The sequence below is a fragment of the Lysobacter enzymogenes genome (assembly GCF_017355525.1).
GTDB lineage: Bacteria > Pseudomonadota > Gammaproteobacteria > Xanthomonadales > Xanthomonadaceae > Lysobacter > Lysobacter enzymogenes_C.
This window is the reverse complement of record NZ_CP067395.1, coordinates 2893400-2915040: the sequence shown is the minus strand read 5'-3', so window position 1 is coordinate 2915040 and position 21641 is coordinate 2893400. Positions and strand designations below refer to the sequence as shown.

Annotated in this window: 12 protein-coding genes; 8 read left to right on the top strand and 4 right to left on the bottom strand. The window is 69.5% G+C overall.

Annotation, left to right across the window (positions count from 1 at the left end; genetic code table 11):
* Nucleotides 1-568: 568 nt before the first annotated feature.
* The 3 genes from JHW38_RS12115 to JHW38_RS12105 all read right to left on the bottom strand — a co-directional run bounded on the left by JHW38_RS12115 (nucleotide 569) and on the right by JHW38_RS12105 (nucleotide 10930).
* Nucleotides 569-3793, bottom strand: a complete 3225-nt coding sequence (locus JHW38_RS12115) for a lamin tail domain-containing protein (RefSeq protein ID WP_207526149.1) — start codon at nucleotides 3791-3793, stop codon at nucleotides 569-571.
* A 152-nt stretch (nucleotides 3794-3945) separates the two neighbouring features.
* Nucleotides 3946-7443 carry a lamin tail domain-containing protein gene (locus tag JHW38_RS12110; protein WP_207526148.1) on the bottom strand — a complete coding sequence of 1166 codons (3498 nt, stop codon included), beginning with the start codon at nucleotides 7441-7443 and terminating at the stop codon, nucleotides 3946-3948.
* A gap of 223 nt (nucleotides 7444-7666) precedes the next feature.
* Nucleotides 7667-10930, bottom strand: a complete 3264-nt coding sequence (locus JHW38_RS12105; RefSeq protein WP_207526147.1) for a lamin tail domain-containing protein — start codon at nucleotides 10928-10930, stop codon at nucleotides 7667-7669.
* A 284-nt stretch (nucleotides 10931-11214) separates the two neighbouring features.
* Here JHW38_RS12105 and JHW38_RS12100 point away from each other — a divergent pair, with 284 nt between their 5' ends.
* Nucleotides 11215-12087, top strand: a complete 873-nt coding sequence (locus tag JHW38_RS12100; RefSeq protein ID WP_207526146.1) for a tryptophan 2,3-dioxygenase — start codon at nucleotides 11215-11217, stop codon at nucleotides 12085-12087.
* A gap of 407 nt (nucleotides 12088-12494) precedes the next feature.
* Nucleotides 12495-14078, top strand: a complete 1584-nt coding sequence (locus tag JHW38_RS12095; protein ID WP_207526145.1) for a peptide MFS transporter — start codon at nucleotides 12495-12497, stop codon at nucleotides 14076-14078.
* Between the two features lie 372 nt (nucleotides 14079-14450).
* Here JHW38_RS12095 and JHW38_RS12090 read toward each other — a convergent pair whose 3' ends face one another.
* Nucleotides 14451-15023 carry a MarR family winged helix-turn-helix transcriptional regulator gene (locus JHW38_RS12090; protein ID WP_207526144.1) on the bottom strand — a complete coding sequence of 191 codons (573 nt, stop codon included), beginning with the start codon at nucleotides 15021-15023 and terminating at the stop codon, nucleotides 14451-14453.
* Between the two features lie 99 nt (nucleotides 15024-15122).
* Between JHW38_RS12090 and hppD the strand changes: the two genes are divergently transcribed.
* The 6 genes from hppD (at nucleotide 15123) to nhaA (ending at nucleotide 21625) form a co-directional block, all read left to right on the top strand.
* On the top strand, nucleotides 15123-16214 hold the full coding sequence (gene hppD, locus JHW38_RS12085; protein WP_207526143.1) for a 4-hydroxyphenylpyruvate dioxygenase: 1092 nt from the start codon (nucleotides 15123-15125) through the stop codon (nucleotides 16212-16214).
* A 26-nt stretch (nucleotides 16215-16240) separates the two neighbouring features.
* Complete coding sequence (locus tag JHW38_RS12080; RefSeq protein WP_207526142.1) at nucleotides 16241-16741, top strand: hypothetical protein; 501 nt, start codon at nucleotides 16241-16243, stop codon at nucleotides 16739-16741.
* A 165-nt stretch (nucleotides 16742-16906) separates the two neighbouring features.
* Entirely contained in the window at nucleotides 16907-18238 is a 1332-nt protein-coding gene (hmgA, locus tag JHW38_RS12075; protein ID WP_242691391.1) for a homogentisate 1,2-dioxygenase, read from the top strand.
* A gap of 244 nt (nucleotides 18239-18482) precedes the next feature.
* Nucleotides 18483-19136 (top strand): lectin, encoded by a 654-nt coding sequence (locus JHW38_RS12070; RefSeq protein WP_207526141.1) that lies wholly within the window; start codon nucleotides 18483-18485, stop codon nucleotides 19134-19136.
* Between the two features lie 178 nt (nucleotides 19137-19314).
* A complete protein-coding gene (locus JHW38_RS12065; RefSeq protein ID WP_207526140.1) occupies nucleotides 19315-20328 on the top strand; it encodes a sodium:calcium antiporter in 1014 nt (337 codons plus the stop codon).
* Between the two features lie 64 nt (nucleotides 20329-20392).
* On the top strand, nucleotides 20393-21625 hold the full coding sequence (gene nhaA / locus JHW38_RS12060; RefSeq protein ID WP_242691336.1) for a Na+/H+ antiporter NhaA: 1233 nt from the start codon (nucleotides 20393-20395) through the stop codon (nucleotides 21623-21625).
* Nucleotides 21626-21641: the final 16 nt, after the last annotated feature.

Here is a 21641-nt window from a genome sequence, read left to right as displayed (position 1 = left end):
CCCCGAGATGAACCGGGGGCGCTGCGTCTGGCGCGGATGATACCGAAAGCGGGGTTAAGCGACGTTGCGCGGTGCGGCATGCATTGCGAAAGAAAAAACGCTAGGCGTCGCAGTTCGCGCGAATCGGCCCGCAGACGAGCCGAGCGCGAAATCCCGGGCGCGGCGGAGTTTTTTCATGCCGGCCCGGCAGTTAGCCGCGGCATGCGGGCGTTGCGTGAATGCGCCGTCGTGAACCGTACCGCATCGGACTGAGCGCTGAAGCTCGCGTGCGCATGTGCCGGATCGGCGACTGCGGTGGCTATGGGTATCGATGACAAGCGCCGCACGCGCGCGGCAGGCCGCGATGGCCGGCGCGGTTTGCGCTTGCCGCACCGCGCATTCATCGCGCGGCGCGCTTTCGAATCGCCTGCTTCGGCAAATGTGTCGAGCGTGGAAACGCGAACTCCGGCGCGGGGCCGGAGTTCGCGGGTCGGACGATCGCCGCGGCGGCGACGTTACGGCATCGCCGCCGTGACTGCGAACCGGCGCGATGCGCATCCGTGCGCAGCGCGGCGGATTCGGATCGGGCTTACAGCAAAACCTCGCACGGTTCGGAAATGGCGCACGGCTCGGGCGGCGTCAGATCCCGCGCCGGTTTGATCTCGGCCTGGACGCTGTTGTTGCTCGCGTCGGTGTCGATCGAGGTGGCCGTGGCGGTGACTGCCAGGGTGACGCCGCGGATGACGAAATCCGGAATCAGCGCGGCCGGTCCGGTGATGGTGAACGTCGCGCTCGCGCCGACCTGCATCGCCGCAGCGCTGCACGAGAAGGCGTTCTTGGTGTCGCCCGCGAGCGGATCCTCGCAGGTCCAGCCGGCGGGCACCGGAAAGATCGAGGAGGCGAACGATGGCGCGTCGATGGCGAAGCCGACGCCGACGTTGCGCGCGCGCTGCGGGCCGCGATTGGTCACGGTGACGGTGTAGCTGTAGTCGCCGCGCGGCGAAGCGGTGCTGGGATGGACGACGCTGACCGCGACGTCCGCGCGCGTCGGCGGCACCACATACGCCACCAACGGATCGCGCAGCGATTCGCGCGCCGGCGAATCCGCCCGCTCGCGGAAGTACTCCGGGAAGCCCGCATTGAGCCACGCGCGCTGGATCTGGATCGACGAGGTCGCGCCGACCATCGCCTCGTTGACCAGCATGTGCTCGAGCTGGTGCGAGATGCCTTCGCGATACGACGAGTAACGCAACTGTTGCGGAATCAGGCCGGTCAGGTTGACCAGATCCGGCTGCACCAGGTCGGCGCCGTCGCCCGGCACGCCGGTGGTTTCGTCGGCGCTGGGAACGCCCGCGACGACGCCGAGCACGTCGGCGTAGCCGTCGTTGAACTCCGGCGCGTTGAAATCGCCGAACACCATCAGCCGGGTGTTGGGTTCGTTGCTCTGGCGTTGGTTGACGTAGCCGGCCAGGAACTCGGCCTGGCGCTGGCGCTTGAGCCGCACCTGCTGCCCGGCCAGATCGTTGGCGACGATGCCCGCGTCCGGGAACTGGCTTACCAGCACTGTGCTGAACGGGTAATCCAGACCGTCGGCGTAGTGCGCGACCGCGTCGAGCACCAGCGGCGGCCGCTCGTTGAGCCGCGCGGTGTTGCCGTCGGCGCCGACGAACGTCGTGTCCTTGCCGATCTGCGCGACCTGCAGCACTTCGATCCGCGGCTTGCCGGGCAGCACCTCGGCGGTCTTGACCAGATAGCCGACGTCGAGGCCGAGCGCGTCGTTGCCTTCGAGCAGATGCGCGGCGTAGCGCGGATCGGGCTGGCCGGCGGCGACGGTGTCGGCGTTGACGCGCGCGGCGAGGGTCTGCAGCGTGGCGAGGTTCTCCATGTCGGTGAAGCCGATCACGTCGGGCAGCTTGAGGTAGTTGCGCACGGCGAGCGCGAGCTTGCCGATGCGGCGGTCGAACGCGGCCTGGGTCAGCACCGGCTCGACCGCGCTCGGCGAATCGGCGGCATCGAACAGGCGCAGGGCCGGATAGGAGGCGATGGCGATGCCCGCGCCGTCGGTGAGATCGGGCTGGGTGGCCGCGACCGGCGCGATGGCGCCGTCTTCCAGTACCGGGTACTGATAGTCGGGCGTGTCTTCCGAGTCGGTCAGCAGCACGTAGTGACGATCGCTGTAATCGACCACGCCGGCGAGCCCGACCATCATCGTTCCGCGGGGCAGATTGCGGTCCTTGGAGTGGATCGTCGAACTCGAGTCGACGATGAGCACGCCCGGGTAATCGTCGGCGTACTGGACGTCGCCGCCCGGCGGCAGCGGATCGCCGGGACGGATGCCGGGGGTGCGTTGCGGCCGCGCGCCGTTGCCGGTCGCGTACATCAGCCCGGTCGGGCGCGCGCGCGCCTGCGCTTCGTCGACGATGCCGTCGGCCGACGCGATGATGGAGACCGACGACGCAAGGAAGCGCATGCCTTCGTAGCGTTCGAGCGCGCCGGCGCTCAGCGCCGCCGGATCCTGCACCGGTTCGGGCAGGGCTAGGCCGGTGTCCACCAGGGTGATGCCGGGCGAGCCGCCGATCTGGGTCCGCGTGGCCTGGTTCGGACCGGTCGCGGGCGCGTACTCGACCACGGTGCCGCTGACCCGCACCAGGTTGCCGAGGCTGGCGCTGGCCGGCGGGGCGAAGCCGACCGCGACGTACAGGCCGCTGGATCCGGGGCCGGGCTGCTCGCCGCCGCTGTACGGCGTCTGGATGAAGAAGCCGTCGGCGCGGCGCGCGGTGACCACGCCCTGCACGGTCACCGGCCTGCCGTTCAACGGCGAGATCGCGCCGGTGCCTTGCACGGCTTCGATCGCGGTGATCTCCATGTCGTCGTTGTTGATCGTCACCCGCGCGCTGAGGTCGGCGCCGGCGGCGCCGCTGAGGTTGGACAGGTCGAGGAAGAAGGTTTCGTTCGGTTCCGGCGTGGTGTCGCCGACGACCGCGACGGTCACGCTGGTTTCGCTCTGGCCGGCGGCGATGCTGGCGGTGCCGGAGGTCTGCGCGTAGTCGCTGCCGGCGTTGGCGCTGCCGTCGCGGGTGGCGTAGGCGAAGCTCACTCCGCCGGCGCCGGCCGGGCGGTCGAGCGCGATCCGGATCGTGGCCGGACGGGTGCCGCTGTTGCCTTCGTCGAGCGCGGTGTCGTCCATGCGCAACTGCGGCAGGCCGCCGCTGCACAGGCGCGCGGGCGAGGCCGAGTTGCGCGGCACCGGCAGCGCGGCTTCGAAATCGGCGCTGTTGTCGTCGCTGTCGTTGCAGCCGCCGTCCTTGCGCACCGCGGCGGTGGTGGCGGTCAGGGTGACGGGCAGCGGACGGGTTTCCGAGCAGGTCGCCGAATTGCTGATGCCGAGCGCGTCGATGCGCGGCGCCGGGCAGGCGCCGCTGAGCGCGCCGGCGTGGTCGACCAGCAGCACCTTGCCGCCGCTGGCCTGCAACGCGATCGTGCCGGTGGCGTCGGCCGCCGGCAGCGCCGACAGGCCGCCGCTGCCGCCGCTGGCCTGCTGGATCAGGTAATAGCCGCCCGGCGCGATCGATCCCGACAGCGCGGTGCGCTGCCAGGCGGCGGCGCTCGGCGCGAGGTTGTACTGGATCGACCAGCCATCGAGGCTGACGGCGGCGTCGCCGTTGTTGTGCAACTCGATGAAATCGTTCTTGTAGGTCGAGCCGGCATTGCCGCCGGCGCCGTAGACCTGACTGATGACGACCCCCGCCTGGGCCGTGCCGGCCGCGGCGAAGGCCAGCGCTGCCGCCAGCAGGCGGCTCCCTGACTTGTTCATGGTGCTCCCTTGGGTAAGCCGCCGATACGTAAGGCGGCGCGCCGATTTTGCATGACGCAGATCGCAGATTCGGCGATGGCGGCGGGGGGCGGGCAAAAAAAGACCCCGGCCGGAGCCGGGGTCTTGGACTACAGAGTGCAGCTAGCTAGGTCTTAGGGCACGAACGTGGTGAGCACCGCGACCTTGGCGAAGGCGGCCGCACCGCCCGACACCGTGATGTACCAAGTGCCCGCGGCCGGCGCGATCGCAGTAACCGTCTCGCTGTTGCCGGTGCGAATCGAGCGCTGGTCGTAGTTGCCCGCGTTCGCCAGCGAACCGCGCTTGAGGTACAGAGAAACGTCGCCGCTGCCGCCTTGGGTCGCCACACGGAAGGCGCGCAGGCCTTGCGGGACTTCCAGGCGGAACATCTTGGACTCTCCGGCTGCGCCGTCGATGATCAAAGGCTGGCCGTTGAAGATCGGCGTGGCATTGCTCGCCGCCGTCACCGCCACACTCGCCTCAGCCGTGTCGTTCCCCGCCACCTTGTCCAAGGCCGCAGTGCTGCCGGCCACGGCCAGCTTCACCGTTTTGCCGGCGAGGTCGGCGGTGGCGTTGGCGCTCAGCGCGAAGCTGGCGCTGTCGCCGTTGGCCAGGCTGGCGCTGCGGCAGGCCAGCGAGGTCTTGCCGGCGGCGATCTGCGGCGCATCGCAGGTCCAGCCGGCCGGCTGGGTCGCGCTCAGCGACGGCAGTTCGGCGTCGAGCGCGAAGCCCACGCCGACCGCGTCCGCGCGGCCGGGGCCGTGGTTGGTCGCGGTCGCGGTGTAGCCCAGGCTCTGGCCGACTTCGACCGAGGCGGCGTTGGCGGCCGCGGTCACGCCGAGGTCGGCGATCTCGCGCGGCACCAGGTAGGTCACCATCGGGTCGTGGTCGGACAGGCGCGAGGGCGAGTTCGCGTCGTTGCGGTTGGTTTCCGGGTAGTCGGCGTTGATGCGCGGATGGGTCAGGCGGATCGAGCTGGTGTTGACCACCATTTCCTCGTTCACCAGGGTGTGGTCCAGGCTCTGGGCGTGGCCGTCGAAGGTGTACGAGTAGCGCTCCATCGGGTCGATCAGGCTGGCCAGGTTGATCAGGTTCGGCTCGACCAGGTCGGCGCCGTCGCCGGGCACGGCGGTGGCGTCGTCCGGGCTCGGCTCGCCGATCACGGTGCCCATCACGTCGGTCAGGCCGTCGTTGAACTCGAACGCGTTGAAGTCGCCGAGCACGATCAGGCGGGTCGCCGGGTCCTGGGTCTGGCGACCGTTGAGGTAGGTGGCGAGGAACTCGGCCTGGCGCTGGCGCTTCAGGCGCACGCGCGGGCCGTCGCCGCCGGCCAGTTCGGCGCTGCCGAGCGAACGCTGGTGCACCACCACTACGTTGACCGGGAAGTCGCGGCCGTCGGCGTAGTGGACCACCGCGTCCAGCGCTAGCGGCGGACGGTCGTTGAGCTTGGCGCTGTTGCCGTCGGGCTGGACCCAGGTGGTGTCCTTGCCGATCTGGGTCACCGCCAGCACTTCCACCCGCGGCTTGCCGGGCAGCACTTCGGCGGTCTTGACCAGATAGCCCACGTCGATGCCGCCCGGGTCGTTGCCTTCGACCAGGTAGGCGACGTACTTCGGATCGGGCTGGCCGGCGGCGACCGCGTCGGCGTTGATCTTCGCGGCCAGGTCCTGCAGCGTGACCAGGTTTTCGATCTCGACCGCGCCGAGGATGTCGGGGGTCTTCAGGTAATCGCGGATGCCGAGCGAGGCCTTCTGCTTGCGCCGCGCGTAGGCGTCGGCGGTCAGCACCGGCTCGTCCTGCACGCTGGAGTCTTTCACCGCGTTGAAGAAGCGCTGCATGTTGTAGCCGGCCACCGACACCGCGTTCGGATCGACCGTCTCCACGCCCGCATGCGGCGCCGGCCCCGCCGTCACGTTGACCGCGGCGCCCGGCTCGATCAGCAAGGTGTAGCGGCGGAAGCCGTAGTCCAGCGGACCGACCAGCCCGGTGATGGTCGCGCCGGCCGAGGTTTCGAACTTGGTCGCGCCGGCCGCGGCGGTGTCGATCTGCATCAGTTCCGGGTTGCCGTCCCAGCGCGGAATCGGCGGAATGCTGCCGGCCGGCGGGTTGTCGCCGGGCTGGATGCCGGCTTCGCGGAACGGACGCGGCACGTCGCCGATGACGCCGAAGAAGAAGTTGCGGGTGCTGCCGGTGGCGTTGGTCTCGTTGACCGAATTGCCGGTGTTCGGCGCGGTCACCTTGAAGCTCTGGATCGCCACGCGCATGCCTTCGTACGGTTCCAGCGCGTCCAGCGGCGCGGTCGGCTGCACCACCGGCAGCACCACCGGCACCGGCAGCGGCGCGGTGCCGATCTGCTGGTAGCTGGCGAAGGTCATCTCGGTCAGCGGCAGCTGGCCCGGATCCTGGGTCGGGATGTATTCGACGACGGTGCCGCTGACGCGCACGCGGTTGCCGACGGTGGCGGCCGCGGTCGGCGCGGTGCTGGTGAAGACGTAGACGCCCTCGGAGGTCAGCGGGTCGGCGTCGGCTTCGGCGTCGGTGGTCTGGATGAAGAAGCCGTTGCTCTTGCGCGCGGTGACCACGCCCTCGGTGGTGACGGTCTGGCCTTCCAGCGGCGAACGCGCGCCGTTGCCCTGGATGTCGTGGATCGCGACCACCGGGAAGTCGTCGTCGACGATGGTGGCGGTGGCTTCGATCGGCGTGGCCGGCAGCGCGCCGCTGACGACCTGCACGCGCAGCTTGAAGGTTTCGTTCGGCTCGGTGACGGTGTCGCCGTTGACGCTCACCGTGACCGTGGCGCTGCTCTGGCCGGCCGGGATCGTGCCGGTGAGGTTGGTCAGCGCGGTGTAGTCGCTGCCCGCGGTGGCGGTGCCGTCGACGGTCGACGCGGTCCAGGCCACGCCGCCGGCGCCGGCCGGCTGGTTCAGGCTCAGGGTGAAGACGAACGCGGTGACGCCGCTGTTGCCTTCGGCGTTGGAGATGTCGGCGACGCTCAGGGTCGGCTGGGTCGGGCCGCCGCCGCAGACGTTCGCGGCCGTGGCGCTGTTGCGCGGCGCCGGCTCGCCGGTGGCGAAGTCGGCGCTGTTGTTGTTGGTGTCGGTGCAGCCGGCGCCGTTGCGGAGCACCGCGATCGTATTGCTGGGAGCCGCTGCGGGCGCGGTTTCCGAGCAGCCGTTGGCGCCGGAAGACGCCGCGCCGAGGAAGTCGACGACCGACGCGGACAGCGGACACGCGCCGGTGACCAGGGTGGCGTTGTTGATCAGGGCGATGCGGAAGCCGCCGGCGCCCATCGCGATAGTGCCGGTAACGTCCGGTGTCGGCAGCGCGGCGCCGCCGCCGGTGCCGTCGGCCTGCTTGACCAGGTAGTAGCCGCCGGGCGCGATGCTGCCGGTGAGGTTGGTCTTCTGCCACAGGCCGGTGCCGGAAGCAGAGTTGTACTGGACGCTCCAACCGTTGAGGTCGACCGCGGTCGAGCCGTTGTTGTGCAACTCGATGAAGTCGCTCTTCAGCGGAGCGCCGACGTTGCCGCCGCCCCCGTACGCCTGGCTGATGACGACCTGCGCCTGCGCCGAACCGGCGACGGCGAACGCCAGCACCGATGCCGCCAGCAGGCGGCCCCGTAACTTGTCCATGTTGCTCCCCATTATGAGTACCCGCCGAACCCCTTCGGCAGGTAGACGATTGTGCCCCAACTGTGCCGGGGCGGGATTGCAATGTGATGACCTTGGCGAAATTGCCGTGATTTTCAGCGCTTTACGCAGCTGAATGGGCGCCGCGCGCAAGCGCCGCGCTGCGCCGCGAACACCGCCCCGGCGCGAGGCCGGGGCGGTGCGGCCGGGCGGGCCCGGGTGGCGGTCAGGGCGTCGGCGCAGAGCCGGGATCCACCGGCGGCGTCACTTGCAGGTATTCGATCGCACGGCCGTCGTCCGGCGTCGGGTCGTACGACTGCGCCGTCGCCGACACCGCCAGCGGCGCCGAGGCGCCGACCATCGCCGGCACGGTCGCGGCGTCGACCTGGAACAGCTCGTTCGCGCCGACGGGCAACTGCGCCGCGCTGCAGGTCACCGTGGTCGCGTTCCCGCTCGCCGCCGGCGCCGCGCAGGTCCATTGCGGCGAAGGCGGCACGACGTGCAGGTCGCCGTCGGGAACGATCGTGGCGAAAGCCACGCCGACCGCGTTGGCGCTGCCGGGGCCGTTGTTGCGCAGCCAGGCGCGATAACGCAGGCGCTCGCCCAGCGGCACCGAGGCGGCGCCGTCGGGCTCGATGCGCGCCCGCAGGTCCGCGCGCACCCGCGGCACCCACGCGATGCGCAAGGGATCGCTGCTGGCCGCGCGCGCCGGCGTGCTCGCGTCGTCGTGCAGGAACGCCGGGAAATCGGCGTTGATGCGCGCGCGCTGCACGCGCAGCTGTTCGCTGGCGAGCACGAACTCCTCGCTCAGCAGCGCATGGCGGGTGCTTTGCGTACTGCCTTGCTCGACCGAGGAATAACGGCGTTGCGCTTCGATCAGGCTGTCGGCCTGGATCAGGTCGGGTTGCACCCAGTCCTGGCCGTCGGGCACCGACGTCGCCCTGTCGTCGCCCGGCGTTCCGGCGATCGCGTCGACCGTATCGACATAGCCGTCGCTGAAGGCGAAGTTGTCGAAATCGCCGAGCACCAGCAGCGGCGGCTTGACTCCGTCGACGGCCTGGTTCTGGCGCTGGTTGAGATAACCGGCGAGGAACTCGGCCTGACGCTGCCGGCGCATGCGCACGCCTTCGGCGTTGACGCCGGCGGTGCCGGTTTCGCTGTCGGCGCGGCCGTCCATGCCGACCAGCACCAGGTTCAGCGGTGCGGCGCTGCCGTCGGCCAGATGCACGGTCGCGTCCATCGCCAGCGGCGGATGCCGGTACAACGGGCCCGGGCCTTCCCACGTCGCGTAGGCGCCGATCGGCTGGATGTTCGCGTTGCCGATGCGCTGGAAGCCGCCGCCCTGCGCCGTCGCGGTCTTGAACAAGAACGCGGTCCTGATCCCGCGCGGGTCGTTGCCTTCGACCAGCGAGTACTGATAGTTCGGCAGCGGCTTGTGCGCCTCGCTGGCGAGCGCGTCGATGCGCATCGACAGCGCCTGCAAGGCGTTGCCTTCCACGCCGCCGAGCGCCACCACGTCCGGCGCGCCGAGCGAGTCGAGGATGCCGAGCGCGGCCTTGCGCAGATTGCGTTCGAACGCGGCCGCGGTCGGCACCTCGTCGGCGTAGCGCGCATCGTCCTGCACGTCGAACAGACGCTCCAGGTCGTAGTAAGCGACGCTGACCGCGCGGTCGGCCGGCAGCGGCGGCAGCGGCGCGGCGGTCGGGCCGCCGTCGCGGTCGTCGTCGGCGCTGCGCGGCGCCACGCCGGGCGCGACGACGAACGGCTTGCCGTCGCTGCTCATCAGCAGCGTGTAGCGGCCGTTGCGCAGGCTCAGCACGCCGCCCGCATCGCGCAGCCGCGCTTCGCTGGCGACCTGCAAGGGGCCCGAGCCGGAGCCGGAGCTGTCGATCGCGATCACTTCCGGATTGCCGTCCCACACCGGCAGCAGCGGCGCATTGGCCGAATCGCCGGGATCCTGCGGACGCACGCGCAGGCCGGGTTCGCGTTGCGGACGCGTCTGCCGGGACGGGTCGAGCGATGCGAACGTCACGTGGAACGTCGCGTCGCTGACCGTCGTGTCCTGGCCCGCGACGATGCGGCCGCCGGTCGGGCCGACCACGCGCAGTTCGTCGGTCAGGCGCACGCGCATGCTTTCGAGTCGGCGCAGTTGCCGCGCGGCGTCGTAGGCCGGATACAGCAGCGGTTGCATCGCCGGCAAAGTACCGGCGCCGAGTTTGTCGATCCGCGGCGAGCCGCCGATCGCGGTCAGCGTGGACGCCGGCGTGGCCGGATCCGGCGCGTGCTCGAACACGGTGCCGGACACGCTCACGCGCTGGCCGACCAGGCTCGGATCGCCGGCCTGGCCGGTCGACACGAACAGCGCGTCGGAGGTGTCGGGGGAGTTGTCGGCTTCGGCGGCGCTGTTCTGCACGAACAAACCGTCGGCGGCGACCGCGGTGACCGTGCCTTGCACCGACACCAGCTGGCCCAGCAACGGCGACTGCGCGTCGCTGCCTTGCACCGCGCCGATCGGAACGAACGGGAAATCGTCGTTGAGGATCGTGGCCTTGGCCTTGAGCACGCCGTCGGCGTCGGTGATCACGCCCGGCGTGACCGCTTCCACGTGCAGCTCGAAGGTTTCGTCGGCTTCGACGACGCGGTCGCCGATCACCTTCACCGTGACCGTCGCGCTGGTCGCGCCCTCGGCGATGGTGCCGGTGATCGGCGCGAGCGCTTCGAAGTCCTGGCCCGCGGCCGCGCTGCCGGCATTGGTGTAGGCGCGCCAGACCACGCCGCCGGCCGGCGCGGGCCGGTTGAGCTTGAGGACGAACGCGAACGCGGTGCGGTCGCTGTCGCCTTCGGCCTGGGCGATGTCGGCCACGCTCAGCACGACCTGCGCCTGCCCGCCGCACACCTTCGCCGGCGAGCGCAAATTGCGCGGAGCGGGCGCGCCGACTGCGAAATCGGCAGAGTCGATGCCGCTGTCGTCGCAGCCGTCCTTGCCGCGCAGCAGCGCTTCGTTGCGCAGCGGCGAGGCCAGCGCCGCGGCCGCGTTGCAGCGCGCGGCCGCGCCCCAGATCACCCGGTCGCGCGTGCCGGTCGGGCACTGGCCGCTGAGCGTGCGGTTGTCGCTGACGACGGCGATGCGGCCGTTGGCGGGCTGCAGGTTGAAGCCGAGTTGCAGGTCCGGCGTCGGCAACGGCGCCAGTCCGCCGGTGGGACTGCCGGTGGCGATCAGGAAATAACCGCCGGCCGGAATGCTGCCGCTCAGGGCGGAGCGCTGCCAGTTGGCGGCGCTGGTCGAGGGATTGAACTGCAGCGACCAGCCGCCCAGCGATACCGACGTATCGCCGGTGTTGTGCAATTCGATGTAGTTGTTGCGATACGGCGAGTTCGAGAACGAGCCGGCGCCGGTGTGGATCTGACTGACGACGATTTCGGCCTGGACGGCGCCGGACAGGGCCAAAGCGATACCGGCCGCGAGAGCGCGGCTAGCGAGTGAGTGCATGCATTCCCCTTGAGTGAGCCTGCCGGCGGTCGCGCGCCGCTGCGCGCGGTGGCGGGCAGGCGCGGCTATTTTCGCCTGCGGCGGTCGCACACGCCGCGACCGCGTGACCGCCGTCGCGGCCCGCGCGGATGGGGTGCGCGAATCGGGCTTGGCGAGCGGGTGCGCGAGCCGGGACGCGCCGCGACGAGGGGCGCGGCGCACGCATCCGCCGCGGTCGCCGGAGCGGCGCCGGCGCGCGTCCGGATGCGCTACGCTTTGCGCCCCTGCTGCGAGCCCCGCCGACGATGTCCGTAGAGAAGAACCAGCGCGAACTGGAAAGCGGTATCCATACCGACCTGCACGGGCGCATCACCTACGGCGGCTACCTGCAACTGGACAAGCTGCTGTCGGCGCAGCGCCCGCTGTCGCAGCCGGGCCACCACGACGAGATGCTGTTCATCGTCCAGCATCAGGTGTCGGAGCTGTGGATGAAGCTGATCATCCACGAGCTCAGCGCCGCGCTCGTGCACCTGCGCAGCGATCAGGTCTGGCAATGCCAGAAGGTGCTGGCGCGCTGCAAGCAGGTGCTGCGCCAGCTGACCGAACAGTGGTCGGTGCTGGAAACGCTGACCCCGTCGGAGTACATGGGCTTCCGCGAAACCCTGGGCCCGTCGTCGGGGTTCCAGTCGCTGCAGTACCGCACCATCGAGTTCATGCTCGGCAACAAGAACGAGGCGATGCTCAAGGTGTTCGCCCACGATCCGCAGGGCCAGACCACGCTGGAGCGCGCGCTGGCCGCGCCGAGCCTGTACGACGAATTCCTGATGTACCTCGCGCGTTTCGGCCATGCCGTGCCGGCCGAGCATCTGCAGCGCGACTGGCGCCGGCCGCACGTGGCCGACGCAGAGCTGCAACCGGTGTTCGAACGCATCTACGAGAACACCGACCGCTACTGGCGCGAGTACGCGCTGTGCGAGGATCTGGTCGACCTGGAAACCCAGTTCCAGCTGTGGCGCTTCCGCCACATGCGCACGGTGATGCGGATCATCGGCTTCAAGCGCGGCACCGGCGGCTCGAGCGGGGTCGGCTTCCTCAAGCAGGCGCTGGAGCTGACGTTCTTTCCGGAGTTGTTTTCGGTGCGCACCACGATCGGTCCAACTGGGGACTACGGAACCTGAAGCCGGGACCGCCCCACCGGCGAAGCGGCATGAAATCGGCCCATCCGGCCTGCCGGCATCGAGCGCGAACCGCCGCAGCCGCGCAAACAAACGCCTTAGCCCCGCAGGCCCGCCCACAAGAGCCAATCCGCCCCGCCAGGCGAACCGGGCCTGCCTTCCCTCGCGCGGCTTTTAATGACAGTTGTCACCCGTTGGCGGCAAGAAGCCGCCCCATAGCCCGACTTTCGCCGTATTGACGCGCAAAAACCTCCCCCGTTCAGGCGCTTACGGGGATAAATGTTGCGCCGCAGCACGCATTGCATGCCTTCACGAATGTTTGACGGGGCCGGCCTGTGCCGGTAAATCTCCCCGGCCCGTGCCGTCGGCGTGGGATTTTCATTCAGTTTCCACACGACAGGGGACACCGCATGAGCGGAGCCGCGATACCGACCCAGGGCCAGGCGCCCATTCCCGAATTCCCGCAGCGCATGGGTCATCCCAAGCCGCTGTGGATGCTGTTCATGACCGAATTCTGGGAGCGCTTCGCCTTCTACGGCATTCGCTGGGCGCTGGTGCTGTACATCGTGGCGCAGTTCTACAGCGGCGACTCGTCCGGCGAAGCGCCGGCGAACCGCGTCTACGGCGCCTACCTGGCGCTGGTGTACGCGGCGGCGATCTTCGGCGGCTACGTCGCCGACCGCATCCTCGGCTATCAGCGCTCGATCCTGCTCGGCGCGGCGATCATGGCCACCGGCCTGTTCCTGATCGCGATTCCCAACGAACAGATCTTCAAGCTCGGCCTGGCCACGATCGTGGTCGGCAACGGCCTGTTCAAGCCGAACATCTCGACCATGGTCGGCAAGCTCTACGCGGTCGGCGACGAACGCCGCGATTCGGGCTTCACCATCTTCTACATGGGCATCAACTGCGGCGGCTTCATCTCGCCGATCCTGACCGGCATCCTCGCCGAACAGGTGTTCGGCACCTCGGTCATGCCGGCCTACAAGATGGTGTTCCTGGCCTCCGGCGTGGGCATGCTGATCAGCCTGTTCTGGTTCTGGTTCGGCCGCCGTCAGCTCGAAGGCATCGGCCGTCCGCCGGAAGACAGCGCCGGCAAGCAGAAGGTGCTGTACGTGTTCCTGGCCGCGCTGGTCGCGATTCCGGTCGTGTACTTCCTGCTGGCGCTCGGCGCCGCCACCCTGCAGTGGATCCTGCTGGCGATGTTCCTGGGCCTGTGCGGCCTGTTGCTGGTGGAAGGCTTCCGCGAAGGCTCCAAGCAGCGCGACATGGTCATCGCGATGCTGATCATCTTCACCTTCAACATCCTGTTCTGGATGTTCTTCGAGCAGGCCGGCAGCTCCTTCACCTTCCTCGCCGACAAGATCGTCGACCGCCAGCTGACCGAAACCTTCGTGTTCCCGAACGCGTGGTTCCAGTCGGTCAATTCGCTGGCGATCATCGCCCTGGCGCCGATCATCGCCTGGATCTGGATCGTGATGCGCAAGGCCAACCCGTCGATCCCGCGCAAGTTCGGCCTGGGCCTGATCTTCAACGGCCTGGCGTTCCTGCTGCTGGTGGTGGTGCTGACCCCGCTGGTGGTGCCGGCGCTGGGCATCGACAGCCTGCCGTCGTGGCTGAAGTGGGCGCCGTCGGTGTCGCCGGATTCGGCGTTCCCGGCCGCCGCCGGCAAGATTCCGTTCTGGTCCTTGTTCATGGTCTACGTCATCCAGTCGGTCGGCGAGCTGTGCCTGTCGCCGATCGGCCTGTCGATGGTGACCAAGCTGGCGCCGGTGCGCCTGGTCGGCTTCGGCATGGGCGGCTGGTTCCTGTCGACCGGCATCGGCAACAACCTGTCGGGCATCTTCGCCGGCGTGGTCAGCGGCGAGAAGGGCATGGACACCTCGACCGCGCTGACCGGCTACGGCTTCGGCTTCCTGGTCCTGGTCGGCGCCGGCGTGCTGCTGTTCCTGATCGCGCCGCTGGTGCAGAAGCTGATGCATGGCGTGAAGTAAGCGCGCTGCGACGCGGATGCGGAAACGGCGGCCCTGGGCCGCCGTTTTCGTTTGTGCGATGGTGCGCGAAAGGCAACGGAGCGCGCGGGATGGGCAGCGTCGGGATCTTCCACTGGCTGGTCTTGTTCGCGCTGATCGGCGGTGCCGCCGGCGTGGTGGCGCTGATTTCCTGGCTCGCCAATCGCCGCAAGTAAGCGCAGTCGCGGTTGCCCTCCTGTAGGAGCGGCGCAAGCCGCGACCGCGCAAACGCAACGACGACGAAACCGCCTGGGCGCCGTAGCGCTGCGTCGTCGTCGCGTTGCGTGAGGCGTTCGTCGTTGCTGCGTTTGCGCAGTCGCGGCTTGCGCCGCTCCTACAGGGAGCGAACGAACTTCAGCGCGACTCCGCCGCCATCTCGGCCTCAGCCTGCATCTCCAACTCGTCCAGCCGGTCGAGCAAACGGAACAGCGCCTCGCGCTCGGCGGTTTCGATCCCGGTCAGCAGCCGCTGCTCGAACGCCAGCGCCATCGGCGCGACTTCGTCGTAGATCTTGTAGCCGTCCGGCGACAGCCGCAGCACCGAGCGGCGGCGGTCGTCGTCGTGGGTGTCGCGCTCCAGCCGGCCGGCTTCGGTCAGGCGCGCCACCGCGCGGCTGACCGCGACCTTGTCCATCGCCGTGCGCTGGGCCACCTCGTTGGCCGACAGGCCGGGGAAGCGCCCGAGCACCGCCATGACCCGCCATTCGGTGACGCTGAGCGCGTAGCGCTCGGAATAAACCCGCGCGATCGCGCCGCTGACCCGGTTCGACAGCACCGACAGCCGGTACGGCAGGAAGTGGTCGAGGTCGAGCTCGGCGTGGCGGCCGCCGGCGCGGGCGGGCGCGGCGGCGGGGCGGCCGGACGGCGATTCAGCCGCGGCCGGGTCGGACGGGGCGGACGCCCCGGAATGCGAAGTCGGTCGATTCATGCTGCACTGTGTCTTGATTATGGTTTCATGTGAAACTACAACGACCACTTTCCCTGAGGCCGTCCGCAGCGGACCCGGCCGCCACCCGAGAACAATGCCATGAATGCACAGCCCAACCTCGGCATGCAGGTCACCACCTTCGAAAATCCGCTCGGCATCGACGGCTTCGAGTTCGTCGAATTCGCCGCGCCGAAGGGCCAGGGCGCCCTGCTGCACGACTATTTCCGCAAGCTCGGCTTCACCGCCGTGCTCAAGCACAAGTCGCGCCCGGTCACCGTCTACCGCCAGGGCGGGGTCAACTTCCTGGTCAACGAGACCCCCGACAGCTTCGCCTCGGCCTTCGCCGAAGCCCACGGCCCCTGCGCCAGCGGCTTCGCGATCCGCTTCAAGAAGCCGGCCGCCGAAGTGCTCAAGGCCGTGCTCGCCAACGGCGGCGAAGCCGTCGGCGAGCGCGCGGACACCCGCGTCGTCGACGCGCCGGTGGTCAAGGGCATCGGCGACTGCATGCTGTACCTGGTCGACCAGTACGGCGACAAGGGCGACGCCTACGCCGACTACGAGCCGATCCCGGGCGCCGAGCAGAACCCGACCGGATTCGGCCTGACCTTCATCGACCACCTGACCCACAACCTGTACTTCGGCAACATGCAGAAGTGGTCGGACTACTACGAGCGTCTGTTCAACTTCCGCGAGATCAAGTACTTCGACATCAAGGGCGCCAAGACCGGCCTGGTGTCGAAGGCGATGACCGCGCCGGACGGCATCGTGCGCATCCCGCTCAACGAGTCCAACGACCCCAAGAGCCAGATCAACGAATACCTGGATGCGTACAAGGGCGAAGGCATCCAGCACATCGCCTGCTTCACCGACAACATCTACGACAGCGTCGAAGCCATGCGCGCGCAGGGCGTCGAGTTCCTCGACACGCCGGACACCTACTTCGACGTGATCGACATGCGCGTCCCCAATCACGGGGAAGACGTCGCCCGGTTGGCCAGGAACAAGATCCTGATCGACGCCGACCCGGAAACCCACCAGCGCAAGCTGCTGCAGATCTTCACCCAGAACGCGATCGGCCCGATCTTCTTCGAGATCATCCAGCGCAAGGGCAACGAAGGCTTCGGCGAGGGCAACTTCCAGGCCCTGTTCGAGAGCATCGAACGCGACCAGATGAAGCGCGGCGTACTATAAGCGCCTCCCATCGCAAGGCCGTGGACATGCTCAAGGAACTCGTCGACCTGTTGACCTGCCGGGAACTGGACGCGGAGGAACTGGCGTCGCTGACGGCCGCGATCGAGAACGCCGGCGACGATCCCGACCTGGACTGGCTGGACGACCCGTCGCCGGAGGAGCTGATCCAGAACGCGATCGTGTTCAAGCTGGTCAACCATCTGGCCGTCGGCGACAAGGTCGACGAGGTGCACCAGCAGATCAGCGATTTCTTCGCCGAGCCGCTGGCGGATTTCCCGCGCTACGCCAACGGGCGCCGGTACTCGCCGGACGATTATTTCGTCTGGCTCGACCCGTTGCTGGCCGAACGCGGCCAGCACGGCGGCGGCTACCGCTTGCTGTTGCTCGACGACAGCTTCAGCGAGCAGTTGAACGCCTTGCTGGTCTGGCGCAAGGACACCGCGCGGGTGCTGGAACTGGCGGGCGAACTGGGCTTGGCGATCGAATCGTCGACCCAGCGTTCGCCGGGTTACCGCGCGATGGCTTGAAGGGCGGCGGCCGCGCCGCGCCGGGGCTCACGCGCCGGCGCCGCGGCCGCGAAGATTTCGAAACGGCGCCGCCGCACGGCGCCACGCCGCCGATGCGCGCGGCGTCCAACCGCATAGCGAGTCCGTATGAGCACCGCAGCCAACGACATCGACAACGTGATCCCGATGCCCAGCACCGACTCTGCGCGCCAGCAGCCGCGCGGCTACATGAGCGGCTTCGGCAACGAATTCGCCACCGAAGCCGTCGCCGGCGCGCTGCCGGACGGGCAGAACTCGCCGCAGCGCGCGCCGTTCGGGCTGTACGCCGAGCAGCTCAGCGGCACCGCGTTCACCGCGCCGCGCAAGGAAAACCGCCGCAGCTGGCTGTACCGGATCCGTCCGGCGGCGATGCACGGCACCTTCGCGCCGTACGCCCAGCCGCGCCTGCACAACGATTTCGGCGACGGCCCGGTGTCGCCGGACCAACTGCGCTGGGATCCGCTGCCGCTGCCCGAGGACGGCGACGAGGTCGATTTCCTCGACGGCCTGTACACCATGGCCGGCAACGGCTCGGCCGCCGGCCAGCACGGCTGCGGCATCCACCTGTACGCGGCCAACCGCTCGATGCGCGGCCGCTTCTTCTACAACGCCGACGGCGAAACCCTGATCGTGCCGCAGCAGGGGCGGTTGCTGATCGGCACCGAACTGGGCGCGCTGGAAGTCGATCCGATGGAAGTCGCGGTGATCCCGCGCGGCATCCGCTTCCGCGTGGAACTGCTCGACGGCGCCTCGCGCGGCTACGTGTGCGAGAACTTCGGCGCGCTGCTGCGCCTGCCCGACCTCGGCCCGATCGGTTCCAACGGCCTGGCCAATCCGCGCGATTTCTCGACCCCGCACGCGTCCTACGAGGATGTCGACGGCGAGTTCGAACTGATCGCCAAGTTCCAGGGCCACCTGTGGCGCGCCGACATCGGCCATTCGCCGCTGGACGTGGTCGCCTGGCACGGCAACTTCGCGCCGTACAAGTACGATCTGCGCCGCTTCAACACCATCGGTTCGATCAGCTTCGACCATCCCGATCCGTCGATCTTCACCGTGCTGACCTCGCCGAGCGACACCCCGGGCACGGCCAATATCGATTTCGTGATCTTCCCGCCGCGCTGGCTGGTGGCGCAGCACACCTTCCGCCCGCCGTGGTTCCACCGCAACGTCGCCAGCGAGTTCATGGGCCTGGTGCATGGCGTGTACGACGCCAAGGCCGGCGGTTTCGCTCCGGGCGGCGCGTCGCTGCACAACTGCATGACCGGCCACGGCCCGGACGCGGAGACCTTCGACAAGGCCTCGCACGCCGATCTCAGCAAGCCGCACGTCGTCGTCGACACGATGGCCTTCATGTTCGAAACCCGCGCGGTGATCCGCCCGGCGGCGCAGGCCTTCGACGCGGCGCACCGCCAGCGCGATTACCAGGCGTGCTGGGCCGGGTTGCAGAAGCATTTCGATCCGTCCAGGCGCGATTGATCGCGCTTTCGCGGTCGGAAGCATTCGCGCCTGCGGCGCTCATCTCCTCACCCTGGCCACGCCCCGGCCCGAACGCAGAGCGTTCGGGCGTTCGGGCCCGCGCGAGCCAGTGGCTCGCAAGCGCGGTCCCTCACCCCGCAAGCGGGAGAGGGAACGCCGGCGCACGCCGCTTCTCGCCGCGTTCACGCAAAACCGCTAGGCTGCACCGGCCATTCGCAACGCGCTCTTGCGCCGGAGTCCGCCCATGTTCCTCGCGCCGAACTCGCTGCCCGCACGCCTGGGCCTGCTCGCCGCCGCGCTGCTCGCGCTGGCCGCATGCCAGCGCGAACCCGCGCCGGCGCCGCAGGAGTCCGCGTCCGCCGCGCCGCCGGTGAATCCCGCGCCGATCGACGATCAGCCGGCCGAAAACGTGCCGCCGGCGACTGCGCCGGTGTCCACGCCGCCTTCCGCCGCGGCCGGCATGTCCCGCTTCGACGGCTACGGCGACCTGCGCTTCGGCATGACCGTCGATCAGGCCAAGCAGGCCTGGGGCGGCGAACTCAAGGGCAAGCCGGACGAACCCGGCGGCTGCTACTACCTGCAACCGATCTGGGGCAGCAATCCGCGCGACTTCGGCTTCATGGTCGAAGACGGCAAGTTCGTGCGCCTGGACGTCGGCAACGACAAGGAGATCGCGCCGGGCGGCGGCAAGAAGGGCATGAGCGCCGACGAGATCGGCAAGCTCTATGCCGGCCGCGTCGAAACCCAGCCGCACAAGTACGAGCCCAAGGCCAAGGTGCTGCGCGTCGCCGACGCCAGCGGCGGCGTGCTGGTGTTCGAGACCGACGGCGGCGGCAAGGTGGTGCGCTGGCGCGTCGGCATCCCGCCGCAGGTCGATTACGTCGAAGGCTGCTCCTGAGCCGGTCCGGCTGGGCATAATCGGCGCTGTCGCGGCCGACCGCCGCGGCGGTGCGGCCTCGGCGGTACGGGCGGGCAGGGCGGCGGTACGCACGCGCGTCGCGCCGGCGGGGTCGCCGGGCACCGGCCCGCACGCCGCCATCGCAAGGTCCAGAGCCATCAGTTAGGGGAAGAACGCCATGTTGGAAGCCGTCGGCTTGTTCGTGCTGGGCCTGTTCGTGTTGGCCCTGGGCGGCGACTCGGTCGTCAAGGGCGCTTCCGGCCTGGCCCAGCGCCTGGGAATCTCGCCGTTCGCCGCCGGGCTGGTGCTGGTCGCCTTCGCCACCTCGCTGCCGGAGCTGGCGGTGAATCTGCAGGCGGTGCTGCGCGGCCAGCAGGCGCTGGCGCTCGGCAACGCGGTCGGCAGCAACGTGGTCAACTTCGGCCTGACCCTCGGCCTGGCGGCGCTGGCCGCGCCGCTGACGGTGCGCTGGCGCGCGCTGGCGCCGCTGCTGTTGGTGCTGCTGCTGGGAACCCTCGGCACGATCGGCCTGGGCCTGGACGGCGCGCTGAGCCGCGGCGAGGGCGTCGCCATGTTGGTCGTGTTCGCGGCCGTGGTGGTGTTCGCGACCGTGCGCACCCGCCACGAGAAGCCCGACGTGCAGGACGCCATCGCCGGCTTCGCCCAGACCCAGACCCACCTCGGCCTCAACCTCGTGCGCCTGCTGATCGCTGCGGTGCTGCTGCACCTGGGCGCTTATCTGATCGTCGGCGGCCACGGCCTGTGGAGCCTGCACGCGCCGCTGCCGGCCGCGGCCGGCGGCTTCGGCTCGCCGAATGCGGCGATCGTCGGCGCCGCGCTGGGCCTGTCGCCGCTGCTGACCGGTCTGCTGCCGGTGGCGATCGGCACCGCGCTGCCCGAGGCCGCCGCCGCGATCGCCGCGGCGCGGCGCGGCCAGGGCGAGATCGTGGTCGGCCACGTGATCGGTTCGAGCCTGTTCAATCTGCTGTTCGTGCTCGGCGGCATGGCCGCGTGGCGCACGCTGCCGCTGCCGGCCTCGTTCGTGCGCTTCGAGCTGCCGGCCGCGGCGGTGTTCGCTCTGATGCTCTACCCGATGCTGCGCGGCGACCTGCGCATCAGCCGGCGCGAGGGCGCGGTGCTGGTGGTCGCGCTGCTGGCCTGGATCGGCCTGGAACTGGCGATGCTGGGCTGAGCGCCCGGTCCGTTCGGCCGGGCATCCACAAATTCCATGCAAGCGGCCTGTTTATAATCGCCGGATGAGCGAAATCACCACCACGCCGCGGATGCCGCGACGCGCGTTGCGCGCGCTCAGCGAATTCTTCCGCCTCGAAGCCGCCGGCGGCATCGTCCTGATCGCCGCCGCGGTCCTGGCCCTGATCGCCGCCAATTCGCCGCTGCAAGCGGCCTACGAAGCTTTCCGCGAAATCCCGGTGCAGGTGCGCGTCGGCGCGCTCGACATCAGCAAGCCCTTGCTGCTGTGGATCAACGACGGGCTGATGGCGATCTTCTTCCTGGTCGTGGCCCTGGAGATCAAGCGCGAGGCGCTCAGCGGGCAATTGGCCGAGCGTTCGCAGCTGGTGCTGCCGTTGGTGTGCGCGATCGCCGGCGTGGCGGTGCCGGCGCTGCTGTTCTTCGCCTTCAACCGCGGCGACGCCGCGGCGATGCGCGGCTGGGCGGTGCCGACCGCGACCGACATCGCCTTCGCCCTCGGCGTGCTGGCGCTGCTGGGCTCGCGGGTGCCGGCGGCGATGAAGCTGCTGCTGTCGACGATCGCGGTGGTCGACGACCTGATCGCGATCCTGATCATCGCGTTCTTCTATTCGCACGGCCTGTCGGTGACCGCGCTGATCTGGGCGGCGGTGGCGCTGGCGCTGATGTGGCTGCTGAACCGGCGCGGGGTCAAGTCGCTGGGGCCGTACCTGGCGCTCGGCGTGGTGCTGTGGGTGTGCGTGCTCAAGTCCGGCGTGCACGCGACCCTGGCCGGCGTCGCCACCGGCCTGCTGATCCCGCACGTCGACAAGCGCAACAATATCGACGACGACACAGAGCATTCGCCGCTGGAAACCCTCGAACACGCGCTGCACCCGTGGGTGGCCTACGCGATCCTGCCGCTGTTCGCGTTCGTCAACGCCGGCCTGTCGCTCGGCGGGATCGAGATGAAGGACATGCTGGCGGCGCTGCCGATGGGCGTGGTGATCGGCCTGGTGGTCGGCAAGCCGATCGGCATCGTCGGCGCGGCGCTGCTGATGCGCGCGCTGGGCTGGGCCAAGTTCCCGGCCGGGATGGACCTGCGGGCAATGCTCGGCCTCGGCCTGATGTGCGGCATCGGCTTCACCATGAGTCTGTTCATCGCCTCGCTGGCCTACCAGGACCCGGTCTTGTACGAAGAAGCCGTGCTCGGCATCCTCGGCGCTTCGCTGCTGTCGGCAGTGATCGGTTACTTCTGGCTGCGCGCGGTGTTGCCCGCGCGCGGCGGCGCCCACGGCTGAGACGAGCGATCAAGAA